The organism is Flavobacterium gilvum, assembly GCF_001761465.1.
Lineage (GTDB): Bacteria > Bacteroidota > Bacteroidia > Flavobacteriales > Flavobacteriaceae > Flavobacterium > Flavobacterium gilvum.
Genome location: NZ_CP017479.1, coordinates 2439729 through 2456256 on the forward strand (window position 1 = coordinate 2439729; position 16528 = coordinate 2456256).

A 16528-nucleotide genomic window follows, 5' to 3' on the forward strand; every position below is an offset into this window, starting at 1 on the left:
GATCAGTTTCCACAATCTTGTCATTCCGACGAAGGAGGAATCTCATTATGCTATTTCGTTCTCTAAACGTTATGTGTTTCCTCCTTCGTCGGAATGACAAAAGGAAGATAGTTACAATACCTCATAAATCCCCGCACTTCCTTGTCCTGTTCCCACACACATACTCACGATTCCGTATTTGTTGCCTCTGCGTTTCATTTCATCGAATAATTGAACGGAAAGTTTTGCACCAGTACAGCCCAAAGGATGTCCAAGAGCAATCGCGCCTCCGTTTACGTTTACGATATCAGGGTTTATTCCCAATTCACGAGTAACGGCCAATGCTTGTGAAGCAAAAGCTTCATTTAATTCTACCAAATCAATATTTTTCAGTTCCAATCCGGCTTGTTTTAAGGCTTTCGGAATTGCTTTTACAGGACCAATTCCCATAATTCGTGGTTCAACTCCCGCCGAAGCATAGCTCACTAAACGGGCGATTGGTTCCAGATTTAATTCTTTGACCATTTCTTCGCTCATGATTAAAACAAAAGCGGCACCGTCACTCATTTGCGATGAGTTTCCTGCTGTGACACTTCCGTCAGCGGCAAAAACGGCTTTCAAACCTGCCAAAGCCTCTTTTGAAGTTCCTGCTCTTGGGCCTTCGTCTTTATTGACAACATATGATTTGGTTTCTTTTTTGCCATTTTCGTTGATGAAAGTTTGTTCGACTGTAATCGGAACAATTTGTTTATCGAATTTGCCTTCAGCTTGTGCTTTCAGTGCTTTCATGTGGGAATTATAAGCAAACTCATCCTGATCTTCCCTCGAAATTTTGAATTGGTTGGCAACCGCTTCGGCAGTAAGTCCCATTCCCCAGTAGTAATCTTCGTGTCCTTCTTTTGCGATAGCATAATCAGGAGTTGGTTTGTATCCTCCCATCGGAATGTAACTCATACTTTCGGCGCCACCCGCAATGATACAATCAGCCATTCCTGATTGGATTTTGGCAGTCGCAATTCCGATAGTTTCCAGTCCCGAAGCGCAATAACGGTTTACAGTTACACCTGGAACATCTGTTACTTTTAATCCCATCAAAGAGATTAAACGTCCCACATTCAGACCTTGTTCTGCCTCTGGCATTGCGTTTCCAACCATAACATCGTCAATACGTGTTTTGTCAAAATCAGGCAATTCATTCATCATAAACTGAATTGTTTCTGCCGCCAATTCATCAGGTCTTTTGAATCTAAAAACGCCTTTTGGTGCTTTCCCAACGGCTGTTCTGAATGCTTTAACTATATATGCTGTTTTCATTGTCATAAAGTATTAAGATTGGAGAATTAAGTATTAAGATTTTCCAATTGTATCTTTGATTTTATTTTTTAATTTTCTTCAGCAGCCTCGTAGAGGCTAACTGTTTGTAGCATTAATTTTTTGGTTATTTTCAGCAGCTCCATAGGAGCGACCTGTTTGTTATTCTATCCATTCAAACAAATATTTTTCATCATATTCAATTTCAAATTTTTCTAAAAAGGAATGATATTCTTCTTTAAATGTTTGTTTTTTATGATGTTCTTCTTGGTTTAAAATGTATTTTATTACATTGTTTAAATGACTTTTTGAATAGGAGAATGCTCCATATCCTTCCTGCCAATTAAATTTTCCATTAATCCATTTGCTGTCATTAATAAATTTTGATGAACCTGATTTTATATCTCTTACTAAATCGGACAATGCAATATTGGGTTTCATTCCAACCAAAATATGAATGTGATCGGGCATAGCAAAAATGGCTAATAGCTTTTGATCTCTGTTTGAAACGATACCTGTAATAAATTTATGTAATTCTTCACGATTTTCTTTTTTAATGAGATTTTCTCTTCCTTTTACAGTGAAGACAATTTGAATATAAATTTGAGAATAGGTATTTGCCATAAATTTGTTTTTAAACAGGTCGCTCCTACGGAGCTAAAACCAAAATCATCTTATTTTTCTACAAACAGTCGGCCTCTACGAGGCTGTCATTCAGTTGTTAAAAAACCATCATATTCGATTTGATTTTTTATTTTTTTAAACTATTCGATAAATAAATTAATAGATTTATTATGATTATTAAAATTCCAATTATTATTATGAATGCTCCTGTAAGATTTACAAAAAAACCGAACAAATTTGAACTATTAACTCCTCCACTAGATTTATCTGAAAATAAAAAACCAAAAAAATAAATTAATATTCCTAGAATTAGGATGTAAAAATGTTTAAGTTTCATATTTGTATGTAATTTATCTAATTTTGATTTAGTAGGTATTGTCTCTTGTATTCATACTGATAATTTTCTCCTTCGGGGGTTAGGGGGATTCTAATTTCTCAAAGGTTTCCCTTTAGTCAACATATATTGAATACGTTCCAGAGTTTTTCTTTCGGTACAAAGAGATAAAAACGCCTCCCTTTCAATATCCAACAAATATTGTTCAGACACTAATGTTGATTCGGATAAATCGCCTCCAGCCATTACGTAAGCGAGTTTGTTGGCGATTTTTTTGTCGTGTTCGGAGATGTATTTTCCGGCTTGCATTTGGTCGGTTCCAACTAAGAACATTCCCAAAGCCTGTTTCCCTAAAACTTTTATATCATTCCTTCTAATAGGTTGTGTATAACCTGCTTCGGCCATTAATAAAGCATGTTTTTTGGCTTCGGCAATTTGGCGGTCTTTATTCACAACGATAATATCTTTGCCATGTTGAAGAAGTCCGGAATCAAAAGCTTCGTAACCCGAAGTCGATACTTTTGCCATTGCGATTGTTAGGAAATATTCTTGAAGCACATTTAACTCCACATCGTTTTTACGGAATAAATCCGAAGCTCTTAAAGTCATTTCTTTAGAACCACCACCGCCAGGAATTACCCCAACGCCAAACTCAACCAATCCCATATAGGTTTCTGCAGCAGCAACAATTTTGTCGGCGTGCAAACTCATTTCGCATCCACCTCCAAAAGTCATTCCGTGAGGCGCAACCACAACTGGAATTGAAGAATAACGAACGCGCATCATCGTGTCTTGGAACATTTTGATGGCCATATTCAATTCGTCGTATTCTTGCTCAACCGCCATCATGAAAATCATTCCGATATTGGCACCAACAGAGAAGTTCGCCGCTTGGTTTCCAATGACCAAACCTTGATATTCTTTTTCGGATAAATCAATAGCTTTATTGATGGCTTGAAGAACGTCGCCACCAATCGTATTCATTTTGGATTGGAACTCTAAATTCAAAATTCCGTCTCCTAAATCTTGGATAATTGCACCGCTGTTGCTCCAAACTTTTTTGCTTTCGCGAATGTTGTTCAGAATAATGAATGCATCTTGTCCCGGAACTTTAGTCTGTGATTTAGTTGGAATATTGTAGAAATATGTAGCTCCTTCTTTTACAGTATAAAAACTGTCGCTTCCAGAAGCTAGCATTTCGTTTACCCAAGCAGCAGGCTCCAAACCTTCAGCTTTCATAATTTCGATTCCGTTGGTAACACCAATGGCATCCCAGATTTCGAAAGGACCATTTTCCCATCCAAAACCAGCTTTCATGGCATCGTCTATTTTGTATAATTCGTCCGAGATTTCAGGAATACGGTTGGAAACATAAGCAAACATTCCAGCAAAACTCTTGCGGTAAAATTCGCCTGCTTTGTCTTTTCCTTTAACCAAAACCTTAAATCTGTTAATAGGTTTGTCTATGGTTTTAGTCAATTCTAATGTTGCAAACGAGGCTTTTTTTGCGGAGCGATATTCCAAAGTGTTTAAATCAAGGCTCAAAATTTCGTTCTCCACTTTTTTATAAAAACCTTGTTTGGTTTTGCTTCCCAACCATTTGTTTTCAACCATTTTACTGATAAAATCAGGAAGTTTGAACAATTCGTGTTGCTCGTCATTTGGGCAGTTTTCGTAGATTCCGTTGGCAACGTGTACCAAAGTATCCAACCCAACTACATCCACAGTTCTGAAAGTAGCAGATTTTGGTCGACCAATAACCGGTCCCGTTAATTTATCAACTTCTTCAACAGTCAAGTCCAATTCCTTCACCAAGTGGAATAAACTCTGAATTCCGTAAATTCCAATACGGTTTCCGATAAATGCAGGAGTGTCTTTGGCAACAACCGAAGTTTTGCCTAAAAATTTTTCACCGTATGTAGTTAAGAAATCCAAAACGTCAGTTGAAGTTTTCGGACCTGGAATAATTTCGAATAATTTTAAGTAACGCGCCGGATTAAAAAAGTGTGTTCCGCAGAAATGCATTTGGAAATCTTCGCTGCGTCCTTCGCTCATAAAATGAATCGGAATACCAGAAGTGTTTGAAGTAACCAAAGTTCCCGGTTTGCGGAATTTCTCAATTTGCTCAAAAACCAGTTTTTTGATATCCAAACGCTCCACAACCACCTCGATAATCCAATCGACATTGGCAATTTTTGCCATATCATCTGTAGTGTTTCCAGTGGTGATTCGGCTTGCAAATTTTTGACTGTAAATAGGAGAGGGCTTCGATTTTAGAGAGTTGGTCAAATGCTCGTTTACTAAGCGGTTGCGAACAACTTTGCTTTCGAGCGTAAGTCCTTTTTGGGTTTCAGCCTCAGAAAGTTCGTTCGGAATAATATCCAAAAGCAAAACTTCGACTCCAATATTGGCAAAATGACAAGCAATTCCCGAACCCATAATTCCGGATCCTATTACTGCTACTTTTTTAATGGTGCGTTTCATACTTAGGTGCTATTTTTTTATTGAATATGCTATGCTTCGCCAGTTCGCTTTCGCTCGGGTCGCCTTTCTTTATTAGTTTTTAATGATTTTGAATCTTAGCGATCTTCATCATTATTATTATCAGATTGAGTAAAAATGTTTTTATTCAGAATTAGCTCGTTGATGACTTCAGCTACTTCAATGAAATGGTTTATTTTTTCTTCCGAAATATTTTTTCTAACGGATTCGTTAAACTTTAAAACCGTATTCTTGGAAAGTTCTCTTTTTTCCTTGCCAAAATCGGTCAGGTAAATCAAAACTCCTCTACCGTCTTCAGGATTTTTCTTCCGAATAATCAGGCCTTTTTCCTCCATTGATTTTAAGGTTCTCGTCAAACTGGTGGCTTCCATTCCCATTCTTGGCCCCAATGCTGTCGAAGGTGTTCCTTCTTCTCTGTCAATGCTCAATAAGGCAAATCCAGTAGCCATTGTGGCGTCATATTTGTTGGCCTCTTCATTGTACATTCTGGACACGGCCTGCCAGGTTGCCCTTAGGATATAATCAATTGTTTTGTCTTTCATAAGCTACTATATCGATTTCAAAAGTATTAAAAATTTTATTATGCATGCATAATAAAATGAATTTTTTTAATTCATTTTATAAATATAAATAAAAAACTCCTTCAAAATAAGGAGTTTGATTACTATTATGCATGCGTAATATATTTTTGTTTTTAGGAGGAAGTTTTTTTTAGGTTTAAAAATTTGTTTGAAGCAAAACAGGAAATATCCTTTTCCTTTGCGCCTCTAGCGAGAGAATGATTCAGATAAATTTTTTGCTTTAAACGTTGAATCAAGTGAAGTTAATACCGTTTGTTTTTTCAAAATAGTCCAATAAAATTTTGAATAAATGAATATATCTCGTCCCAAAAGACTATTAAGATAATTCAAAAGGTTTAAGAGAATTTTAAATACAAAAAAAAAGTCCCGACATGGTTGTCAGGACTTTGGTGTGAATTCCAAGGAAATATTACAGCGAATGTCCGTAAATTTCTTCATAAAGATTTTTGTATATTCCCAATATGATTTTTCGGCGTAGTTTCAGAGTTGGGGTAAGATGCCCGCCGTTTATTGACCATACATCTGGTGTTAATTCGAAACGCTTTACTTGTTCCCAATTTCCAAATTTTTTATTCAAAGTTTCCACCTCCAGTTTGATTCTTTCAATCACTTTCGGGTTGGAAACAATCTCTTGATTAGTTGCTCCTAATTGTATGGAATGTAATTTTGCCCATTCTTTTACAAAATCAAAATTGGGCTGGATAAAGGCACCAGGCATTTTTTCTCCATCACCAATAACCATTATTTGCTCAATAAAGCGAGACTGTTTCATGGTGTTTTCGATGATTTGTGGCGCAATATATTTTCCTCCTGAGGTTTTAAACATTTCTTTTTTGCGGTCGGTAATGGTCAGGAATCCTTCATTATCGATATTACCAATGTCTCCGGTATGAAAATAGCCGTCGATGATAGCTTCGGCTGTTTTTTCTGGATCTTTATAATAGCCCATCATAACATTGGAACCTTTGCAGAGAATTTCTCCGTCTTCGGCTATTTTTACTTCGACATTATCGATTACTTTTCCAACGGTTCCTACTTTAAAGCCTCTGTTTCTCATGTCGTTTACCGAGATAACCGGAGAAGTTTCGCTTAATCCGTAACCTTCAATAACAGGGATTTCGGCTGCAGCAAAAACACGTGCCAATCTTTTTTGTAAAGCGGCACTCCCGGAAACCATAAGGTCTAAATTGCCTCCCAAACCTTCTTTCCATTTGCTGAAAATCAATTTACGGGCAATTTTTAATTGGAACTCATACCAAGCTCCATTGGCTCCGTAGGGTTCATAGCGAAGTCCTAAATTAATAGCCCAAAAGAAAAGCATTTTTTTAATTCCTTTTAGTTCGCTTCCTTTTGCAAAAATACTATCGTATACTTTTTCTAGAAGTCTTGGTACGGCAGTGATAACAGTTGGTTTTACTTCTTTTGTGTTAACGCTGATTTTGTCTATAGATTCACCAAAATAGACGGAAACGCCATAATATTGGTACAAATACAAAATCATTCTTTCGAAAATATGGCAGATAGGAAGAAAACTCAATGCAACGCTTTTTCCAGCTTCAAAAGGAATTCTGGGCGCACTATTAATTACGTTTGAAACCACATTTTTATGCGATAGCATGACGCCTTTTGGTCTTCCCGTAGTCCCAGATGTATAAATGATAGTGGCTAAATCTTCTGCTTTTACATTGTTTTTTCTTTCTTCAACATCATTCTGGTTGCTTTTGTCTTCTCCCAGTTTCAGTAGCTCCTTCCAATTTTTGCATCCTTCTATTTCATTGAATGAAAAAACCTCTTTTAGGGAAGGGACATTGGACTTGATGTTGTTTACTTTTGCCAGCACTTCAATATCCGAAACAAATACATAAATAGATTCAGAATGATTTAGAATGTATTCATAATCTTCCTGCGCGATAGTTGGATATATTGGAACGTTTTGTGCACCGGTTTGCAAAATCCCGATATCCATAATATTCCATTCGGTTCTGTTGTTGCTGGAAATGATAGCAATTTTATCATCTTTTTGTATGCCCATTCTAAGCAATGCTCTCGAAATCGCATTGGCTTTGTCAATATATTCCTGAGTTGAGGTTTTCTCCCAAACACCATTCTGCTTTGTTACCAAAGCATCCGGTTTGTTGAATTTTTCCAGCTGATAGTATGGGAAATCAAAGAGACGGGTAATCGTTATCATTGTAATGATGATTTAATTTTTATCGCAAATTAAATAAAAATTAATAATAAATTTTATTTTGCAATGATTAATTGAATCCCTTATAATTATTAAGGTGATAATCAATGAAATCGATTTCTTTTAATGTTGGTTATTAACTTATTGCCAAACAAAAATTAATCCTCAATATACTCTTTTACACGTTCGCCGGCAATGAACATTTTTCTTTTATTATAATGAATTGAAAAGGATTGTACTATCCAATTGTTTCCATCATCGGCTTTTGATTTGGCAGAACCAGTTACTCTGTACCATAAGGAATACGAGGCACTATTAAAACCTTCTTTGAAAATAGGTACTCCAGATTGTGAGCATTCGATACCCCAAACGATGTTTTCTTTGACAAGATCTTCGTTTTGCATCATTCCTGTTCCGTCAGAATTCAGGATTGTCAGAGGTTCGGTTTTATTTACGTAGTTATAAATACCTGTAATGGGATAGCCAATAACGTTTGCAATATAATGGTCTTTGTCGTTGTCTTTGATCTTGGTAATTTTTAATTGAGCATAGGAATGTGTTGCACTTACTGCAAGTGCTGCAATCAGGAAAGTAATTTTTTTCATGGATGTAGGTTTAATTAAAAGTCGAAAAAGTAAGGGGGCGCTTTTTGGACTAGGGGTTTTATTTTTTAGGCGAATATACTAACGGGAATTCGGAAATAAAACTACAAATGGTTATTTGTATAAAATTAAAATCCTTTTAAAAAAAACAAATAAAAAAACCCGTCTCCAAAAATAAGAGACGGGTTGTAATTGAAAATAGAACTTTAATTGCTAAAGTCTTATTTATTAGTATTGTCAATCCATTTTTTTGCATTAACAAAAGCTTCATGCCAAGGCGTTACCTCGTCATTTCTGTCTTTTGGATAATTTGCCCAGTTCCATTGGAAAGTAGAACGCTCGATATGTGGCATCATAACCAAGTGACGACCTGTTTTGTCACACATCATCGCTGTGTTGTAAGCCGATCCATTTGGATTTGCAGGATATCCTTCATAACCATATTTTCCAACGATATTGTATTGGTCTTCTGCGTATGGCAAATTGAATTTTCCTTCACCATGCGAAACCCAAACTCCAAGAGTACTTCCTGCCAAAGTCGATAACATTACCGATTTGTTTTCCTGAATTTTTACGGAAGTGAAAATACTTTCGTGCTTGTGACTGTCGTTATGAAGCATTTTTCCGTGAACTTCATGCTCAGGGTTAATTACTTCCAATTCCATGAATAACTGACAACCGTTGCAAATTCCAACAGATAAAGTGTCTTCTCTTTTGAAGAAGTTTTTCAAAGCGGTATTCGCTTTTTCGTTGTATTTGAACGCTCCGGCCCAACCTTTTGCTGAACCCAAAACATCCGAATTGGAGAATCCTCCAACAGCTCCGATGAACTGAATATCTTCCAACGTTTCGCGTCCCGAAATCAAATCGGTCATGTGAACGTCTTTTACATCAAATCCTGCCAAGAACATCGCATTTGCCATTTCACGCTCAGAATTACTTCCTTTTTCACGTATAATTGCTGCTTTTGGTCTTGGTTTTGAACTGTCAATTACAGGTTTTTTTCCTGTAAAATGAGTTGGGAAATTATAGTTTAATACTTGATTTTTATAATTGTCAAAACGAGCCTGAGCTGTTCCATTTTTGGATTGTTTTTGGTCTAAAAGGAATGAAGTCTTGAACCAAATATCTCTGTATTTGTTGATATCCAATTTGCATGGGCCAAAGTCCAAAGTCGGTTCGCTAGTTGCATTTCCTAATTTATAGAAAGAAATTCCATTTGCATTTAATTTAGCTTCAACAATTTCATCTGAATCCGCTTGGAAAACGACAGCTATGTTTTCGGAAAAAAGATATTTGATAATGTCTTTTTCTTCAAAAACAGAGAAATCAATTTTGGCTCCCAAATTCACATCGGCGAAACACATTTCCAATAAAGTAGTAATCAAACCACCGCTTCCGATATCATGTCCTGCCAAAATTTGATTGTCTAAAATCAATTCTTGAAGCGTGTTGAAAGCATTCTTAAAAAAAGCTGTGTCTTTGATTGTTGGCACATCGTTTCCGATAACATTCAGTGTTTGTGCGAATGAAGAACCTCCCAATTTGAAGTCATCTTGGGATAAGTTAATATAATAGATAGAACCGCCGTCTTTTTGTAAAACTGGCTCAACAACTTTTCTAATATCAATACAATTTCCTCCAGCCGAAATAATAACCGTTCCTGGGGCAATTACTTCGTCGTTTGGATATTTTTGTTTCATCGAAAGCGAATCCTTTCCAGTCGGAATATTGATTCCTAATTCGATTGCAAAATCCGAACAACTTTTTACAGCAGCATACAAACGTGCGTCTTCACCTTCGTTTTTACAAGCCCACATCCAGTTGGCGGACAATGAAATTCCTTTCAATCCGTCTTTAATCGGAGCCCAAACAATATTGGATAATGATTCTGCAATTGCTGTTCTTGTTCCAGCAACAGGGTCAATCAAAGAGGCAATAGGAGAGTGCCCAATTGAGGTTGCAATTCCTTCTTTTCCTTGGTAATCCAAAGCCATAACACCACAATTGTTCAAAGGCAATTGTAATGGTCCCGCACATTGTTGTTTGGCTACTTTTCCGCCTACACAACGATCCACTTTATTGGTTAGCCAGTCTTTAGAAGCTACGGCTTCCAATTGTAAAACTTGCTCTAAATATGTAGCGATGTTTTTTACGTTGTATTCTAATCCTGCATAATTGTAAGTAACAGTATTGTCCGTCATTACTGTTTTTGGAGAACTTCCAAAGAAATCTTCCAAAGCATAATCCATAGGTTTTAAACCTGTTTTTTTAGATTCGAAAGTAAAACGGTGGTCGCCAGTTACGTCACCAACTTGATACATTGGAGAACGCTCTCTGTCGGCAATTCTTTGTAAGGTGTCAATGTCTTTTTTACCAATAACCAATCCCATTCTTTCTTGGGATTCGTTACCAATGATTTCTTTTGCGGAAAGCGTTGGGTCGCCCACAGGCAATTTGTCCAAATCAATCAAACCTCCAGTTTCTTCCACCAATTCCGATAGACAGTTTAAGTGTCCGCCCGCACCGTGATCGTGTATAGAAACGATTGGGTTATTGTCACTTTCTACCAAACCACGAATGGCGTTGGCAGCGCGTTTTTGCATTTCAGGATTCGAACGTTGGATTGCGTTTAATTCAATTCCAGAACCAAAAGCTCCTGTATCTGCTGAGGAAACCGCAGCTCCACCCATCCCGATTCTATAATTTTCTCCGCCAAGGATAACGATTTTGTCTCCTTCTTGCGGTTTTTGTTTAATGGCTTGGTCTAATTTTCCGTAACCAATTCCACCCGCTTGCATGATTACTTTGTCGTAACCAATTTTGCGGTTGTTTTCTTCGTGTTCGAAAGTTAAAACAGAACCCGTGATAAGCGGTTGACCAAATTTATTTCCAAAATCTGAAGCTCCGTTTGAAGCTTTAATTAAGATATCCATTGGAGTTTGGTACAACCATTTTCTTTCGGTTACTGCATTTTCCCAAGGTCTATCTTGTTCCAAACGGGAATAGGAAGTCATATAAACTGCAGTTCCTGCCATTGGCAACGAACCTTGTCCTCCAGCCAAACGGTCACGAATTTCTCCTCCCGATCCGGTTGCAGCTCCATTGAAAGGCTCTACGGTGGTTGGGAAATTATGTGTTTCTGCTTTTAAAGAGATAACCGAATCAAATTCTTTTATTTCGTAAAAATCAGGTTTGTCGGCAGTTTTTGGTGCAAATTGCTGTACTCTTGGCCCTTTTAGAAAAGCGACATTGTCTTTGTATGCCGAAACGATATCGTTTGGATTTTCCTGAGATGTTTTCTTGATTAATTTAAAAAGAGAGGTTTCTTTTTCTTCTCCGTCAATAACAAAAGTTCCGTTGAAAATCTTGTGGCGACAGTGTTCTGAATTGGCTTGTGAAAAAGCAAAAATTTCTGAATCCGTTAATTTTCTACCTAATTTGGTTGAAAGATTATCTAAATATTCTACTTCTTCCGGACTTAAAGCCAAACCTTCGGATTGGTTATAAGCTGCTATATCTTCAATATTTAAAATAGCTTCGGGTTGAATATGAATCGTGAAAATATTCTGATTCAATTCGGTGTATTTTTGCGAAAGCATCGGGTCGAAATCATTGAAATCGGCTGATACTTTCTGAAATTCTTCAATGCGAATGATTCCCAAAATTCCCATGTTTTGAGTGATTTCTACAGCATTGGTGCTCCAAGGCGTAATCATTGTGGCGCGAGGACCAACAAAAAAATCCGACAATGCGGATTTCTCTATTTTATTTGCGTCGGCAAAAAGCCAGTTGAGTTTTGAAATGTCTTGAGCCGAAATTTCGTTTTGAGTTTGTACTGCAAAAACGGTGTTGCTTTGGTTTTCAAAGAAATGAATCATTGTTGTGCGGTTTGTTGTTTTTATTTAACGGTGCAAATTTAGTTTAAATAAATAGTAAGAACAAATGTCAAAAGGAAAGTATTTTGTGAAAATTATAGAATTGAATGTTCACCGCAGATTCGCAGATTTTAGTCATTTAGAAAATTAGGACAATGCCTATTTGTTGAAAATGATTTACGTTGTGTATCTTTGAAAGATGTAATATGCGGGATTAATAATGTTAAAAATAAGAACTTTGAGATTTCGAATACTTATGATTGCAGATCTGAGCTACCGGTTTGTCTATTAACTGTAAATTTTGCCTATGAAAACTGTCTTGACAATATTTTTACTTATAACAATTAATATTAGTTTTAGTCAAATAGAAAAACTTAAAGGAAATTGGGTATCTGATATTAACGAATTTATTTCAATAAAAGACACTCTGAAATCTGAAAATTGGATTACAAATTCGCATTTAAGAAATGAAAATTTTTATTTAAGTTTAAAAAATGACATTATTAGTTTTCAATCAAGATACTATTTTTCTGATAACATGGAAAAAATGTATACAAACAGGTATGATTTAAAAATTTTGAAATTAAATGACAGTATTCTAATTATTAAGCCTTCAAGCAAAAATTCAATTTCTTTTTTTGGAAAAGATAAGCCTCTTAAATTCATCAGGTAAGAATATATAAAGGACAAGGATTTTAAATTTGAAAAAATTATTTTCCATGCTTCAACTTGCTTTGGAACTTGCCCAGAAATAAACTTGGAAATTAATGCTGACGAAAAGATAAAAATTAAAAGTCTTTTCTATAAAGCTGAACTGTTAAAAGACGATGTTCGCTCCGGAAGTTTTGTCGGACAACTAGACAATGAAACGTTTGAAGAATTAAAAAAGTTAATCATTCAGTCTAGATTAACTACTCATAATATTAATGATAAAGAATTGTGTTGTGATGGTGCGATTAAAACGATAATAACTTATCATAATGGAAAAAGAAATTATGTCAAAACAATGTTTGAACCTATGATTTTAGGAAAATTGATACATTTTTTATATGAAATTGACACTAAAGTAAATCTTGAAAAAACTAATATGAAATTCAAGTTCGAACAATAAGAATTTCAATCTTACTTCGGAAACGGTTTGCTTTGATAAGCGCCCAAATCGGGTGGTAAAGTTCTTGTGATTCCCAAAATATCAAGCGGAATTAAATAAGCCGAATTCCCTTTTGCGAAAGCGGGAGAAGTATTGTCAATATTGAAATTATTGATATTTGGGTTAAAGAATTTTGGGTCTTTGTTGAGGACAATACCGTTGTAATGCACCGGATCGGTATCGAATTGATAATCCGAATTGTTTGTTTTATTGGATTTTATCAAACAATTATTGAATTGGTATACAAAAGCAGCTCCTGATTTTTTGCCCAAAAGCATTTCATTAGAATACGAACCATAAATGATGCAATTGTTAAACGTGGCTGCTGTTAAATCTTTAGTTTCCGGCGTGGCGCCATCCAAATAATTACTAATATAAACTGCAAGCTGTTCTGGACTCGACCAATTGTTATTGAAAGTGGAGTGTGAGAATTTGTAATTTCCTCCGTAAGTACAAGCCAAACTGGCTTCACCTGCGTAGTTGATGACAATGTTTTCGGCTTCAATCATAGCATTTTTGGCTTGAATGCCAAAATGGGTACAATTGTAAATCTGCGTATTTTTTATTGGAGTTGCCTTTCCGTCATTGTCTTCAATCAATAAGCCAACGGTGGCGTTTTTCAGTGTTAGGTTTTGAATCGTACTATTGGTACTTCCTTTTTGTAGCCAAACGGTTCCCCATTGTCCCGGAACATAATTAAAATCAGGTTGCTGACGATTACCGCTGAAAATCACTTCGTTTTCTAATTTATCAGTCGTTGATTTCGTTCCGTTAATATGTATCGACGAATTTTTGGATACAATAAATCCCGAATTGGCATGAAAATATACTCTTGCTCCGGGTTCAAAAGTTACGGTTTCTCCCTCGGGAACGGCGGCGTATCCGTAAATCACATAGGGTTTTTTGTTGGTAAAAAGCAGTTCGTTTCCGTGAATTGGGTCATTTTTATCCAAATAAAAACCATATATTTTTTCATTGCCAATCGGGAGAGTTTCAGTGGTTCCATCGGCATTGCGGTTAGGATACAATAAAATAGCGTCTTGAACCAAAGTTACCAATTCCACTTTTTGAAGATTGGCTCCGCTGTCAAATTCAATTTGGTCGGTATATAAAAATTCGGTTGGTGTAGAATTGTCGCTTTTCACGGTTGTTTCTATGAAAATGTACAAACTGTCTTTGGCTAATAATGTCACATTTTCGAATAATTTTCCTTGATTTCCCTGTGAGCCGTCAACGCTCATTCGGTATTTAGAATTTAAGCCTTTGGCAAATTTAATGACAGGAATATTGATGTCGTTTTTGGAATGATTGTAGACTTTCAGGGCATAAGTACTCGAACTCAAATTGGTGAAAATCGTATCCAAATAAACGGTGTCAGTCGAAAATCCCAATTCACCGTTACTGGCTACGGTTTCAAAATCGCTTCGGCAAGAGCAAAACAAAAGAGTCAATCCGATTAAAAACAGTAGGGTGATGCGTTGCATTTCGTTCTTTATTTTTTGTAAAAATAGTAATAAAAAAGTTTTAGGGATTTATTGAGAGCTTTTGCTTTTAGCAAGCTTTTTATTTTTTAATGACTAACCGTTAATAATACCAATCCAAAATATTATAAACTAAAGTTTTTTTCTCTTAAAACCATTAAGAAATTAAGGTTCATTAAGGCTAAAACTTAATTTTCTTAATATCTTAATGGTTAGAAAAGACAATCTTTTTTTTTAGTGTGCTTAGCGGACAGTCATTTATTTCTTTTTTGAATTGTCAATTTAGCGTATTTTTACAACCTGTAAAATAATGATATGACAATAGACAAAGATAAAATACTCGAATATTGCAAACAGTTTTCCAAAAACACTTTGATGGAAACTCTGAATATCGAGTTTATAGATGCCGGCGAAGGTTTTCTTGTTGCCAAAATGCCCGTGAATCCTTCTGTCCATCAGCCAATGGGATTGTTGCACGGAGGTGCTTCGGTGGCATTGGCGGAAAGTGTGGGTAGTGCCGCTTCGCATTTTTTTATTGATGCAAAAGAACAGGAAGTGCGCGGAATCGAAATTTCGGCAAATCATTTGAAAAGTATTCGCGAAGGCGTTGTTTTCGGTACAGCCCGAATTATTCACAAAGGAAGAAGTTTGCATCTTTGGGAAATTAAAATCACCGATGAAGAAGGAAATTTGATTTCGCTTTGTAAATTGACAAACATAGTTTTGACGAAAGAGAAAAAATAATATGAGTGTTTTTTTTGAAAAAGTAATACTGCAACAACAGCAAAACTTGCCTTTTGTGTTGTATTGTAAACCCAATTCGGATACCATAATCGGGATGTTTCAACAAAACGATAATTTGTATGAGGCAGTTGATTTTACCGAAAAAGGGTTTGTTTTTTCTTCTTTTGACGGAAATAAAACTTTTTTAATCCCCGAAAATGAATCCAAAATTCTTGGAGTTGTTTGGGAGAAAGAAGAATTTGAATTTTCTGAATACATAAAGCAAATTCCTAATGTATCGAATAAAAATAATTTTGAAAGTATTGTAGCCAAAGGAATTCAAGCCATAGAAAATAATGAATTCAAAAAGGTGGTTCTTTCCCGCAAAGAAACAATTGAATTGGAAAATTTTGATTTGGTTGTGACTTTCAAAAAATTAATACAATTGTATCCTACGGCTTGTGTGTATTGTTTCTATCACCCAAAAGTTGGAATCTGGATGGGCGCCACTCCAGAACAATTGGTGAAAGCCAATGTCAATGTATTTGAAACAATGGCTTTGGCGGGGACACAAAAAGATTATGGTTCGGAGGAAATTGTTTGGGGACAGAAAGAAAAAGAAGAACAGCAATTTGTTACAGATTATATCGTAGAACAACTGAATGAAGTTGCTTTGGAGGTATCCGTTACAGAACCGTATAGTCTTAAAGCGGGGAGTATTTGGCATTTGAAAAGCGATATTTGGGGAGTTTTGAATGCAGGTTTCAGTTTGAAGCAAGTGGTTCAATTGTTGCATCCAACTCCTGCAGTTTGCGGATTGCCAAAAGAAGCTTCGAAAAGGTTTATTTTGGAAAATGAAAATTACGACCGAACATTTTACACTGGATTTTTAGGGGAATTGAACAGTAGTTTTGCAGTAGATTCGGTTAGTTCAAGTTTGTTTGTTAATTTGCGTTGTATGGAAATTGAAATTGATGCGGAGCAGCATACCGCTAAAGCTAATTTGTTCATGGGTTGTGGTATCACAAAAGACAGTATTCCTGAAAAAGAGTGGGAGGAAAGTGTGAACAAGTCAATGACGATGAAAAAAGTATTAAAATAGTTTTAAAATTGTTTCAAGTTTAAGGTTTAAAGTTTCAAACATTAACCTTAAACTTTAAACAAAAGGAACAAAT

The 16528-nt window shown here is 35.9% G+C and carries 12 protein-coding genes; 4 read left to right on the forward strand and 8 right to left on the reverse strand.

Annotated features, from left to right (window positions below; all coding sequences use genetic code 11):
- Positions 1 to 111 precede the first annotated feature (111 nt).
- The 7 genes from EM308_RS10300 to purL form a co-directional block, all read right to left on the reverse strand.
- Entirely contained in the window at positions 112 to 1293 is a 1182-nt protein-coding gene (locus EM308_RS10300) for an acetyl-CoA C-acyltransferase (protein ID WP_035638931.1), read from the reverse strand.
- Positions 1294 to 1452: 159 nt separating this feature from the next.
- Positions 1453 to 1914, reverse strand: coding sequence for an IS200/IS605 family transposase (gene tnpA, locus EM308_RS10305; RefSeq protein ID WP_035638927.1), 462 nt, complete (start codon positions 1912 to 1914; stop codon positions 1453 to 1455).
- Positions 1915 to 2341: 427 nt separating this feature from the next.
- Positions 2342 to 4732 (reverse strand): 3-hydroxyacyl-CoA dehydrogenase/enoyl-CoA hydratase family protein, encoded by a 2391-nt coding sequence (locus EM308_RS10310; RefSeq protein ID WP_035638926.1) that lies wholly within the window; start codon positions 4730 to 4732, stop codon positions 2342 to 2344.
- Between the two features lie 95 nt (positions 4733 to 4827).
- Complete coding sequence (locus EM308_RS10315) at positions 4828 to 5292, reverse strand: MarR family winged helix-turn-helix transcriptional regulator (RefSeq protein WP_035638924.1); 465 nt, start codon at positions 5290 to 5292, stop codon at positions 4828 to 4830.
- A 448-nt stretch (positions 5293 to 5740) separates the two neighbouring features.
- Positions 5741 to 7522 carry an AMP-dependent synthetase/ligase gene (locus EM308_RS10320; protein WP_035638922.1) on the reverse strand — a complete coding sequence of 594 codons (1782 nt, stop codon included), beginning with the start codon at positions 7520 to 7522 and terminating at the stop codon, positions 5741 to 5743.
- Positions 7523 to 7677: 155 nt separating this feature from the next.
- Positions 7678 to 8124 carry a hypothetical protein gene (locus tag EM308_RS10325; RefSeq protein WP_035638920.1) on the reverse strand — a complete coding sequence of 149 codons (447 nt, stop codon included), beginning with the start codon at positions 8122 to 8124 and terminating at the stop codon, positions 7678 to 7680.
- Between the two features lie 218 nt (positions 8125 to 8342).
- On the reverse strand, positions 8343 to 12002 hold the full coding sequence (purL, locus tag EM308_RS10330) for a phosphoribosylformylglycinamidine synthase (protein WP_035638918.1): 3660 nt from the start codon (positions 12000 to 12002) through the stop codon (positions 8343 to 8345).
- Between the two features lie 304 nt (positions 12003 to 12306).
- Here purL and EM308_RS10335 point away from each other — a divergent pair, with 304 nt between their 5' ends.
- Together EM308_RS10335 and EM308_RS10340 are read left to right on the forward strand one after the other, a co-directional pair.
- The gene (locus tag EM308_RS10335; protein ID WP_035638916.1) at positions 12307 to 12672 is read left to right on the forward strand and encodes a hypothetical protein; all 366 of its coding nucleotides are present in this window, start codon (positions 12307 to 12309) and stop codon (positions 12670 to 12672) included.
- 39 nt (positions 12673 to 12711) lie between these two features.
- On the forward strand, positions 12712 to 13110 hold the full coding sequence (locus EM308_RS10340; protein WP_262488072.1) for a DUF6438 domain-containing protein: 399 nt from the start codon (positions 12712 to 12714) through the stop codon (positions 13108 to 13110).
- Between the two features lie 11 nt (positions 13111 to 13121).
- On the opposite strand, the gene EM308_RS10345 is transcribed toward EM308_RS10340, so the two are convergent.
- The gene (locus EM308_RS10345) at positions 13122 to 14633 is read right to left on the reverse strand and encodes a hypothetical protein (RefSeq protein ID WP_035638914.1); all 1512 of its coding nucleotides are present in this window, start codon (positions 14631 to 14633) and stop codon (positions 13122 to 13124) included.
- 312 nt (positions 14634 to 14945) lie between these two features.
- Between EM308_RS10345 and EM308_RS10350 the strand changes: the two genes are divergently transcribed.
- Complete coding sequence (locus EM308_RS10350; RefSeq protein WP_035638912.1) at positions 14946 to 15374, forward strand: PaaI family thioesterase; 429 nt, start codon at positions 14946 to 14948, stop codon at positions 15372 to 15374.
- Position 15375: 1 nt separating this feature from the next.
- On the forward strand, positions 15376 to 16455 hold the full coding sequence (locus tag EM308_RS10355) for an isochorismate synthase (protein WP_035638909.1): 1080 nt from the start codon (positions 15376 to 15378) through the stop codon (positions 16453 to 16455).
- Positions 16456 to 16528: the final 73 nt, after the last annotated feature.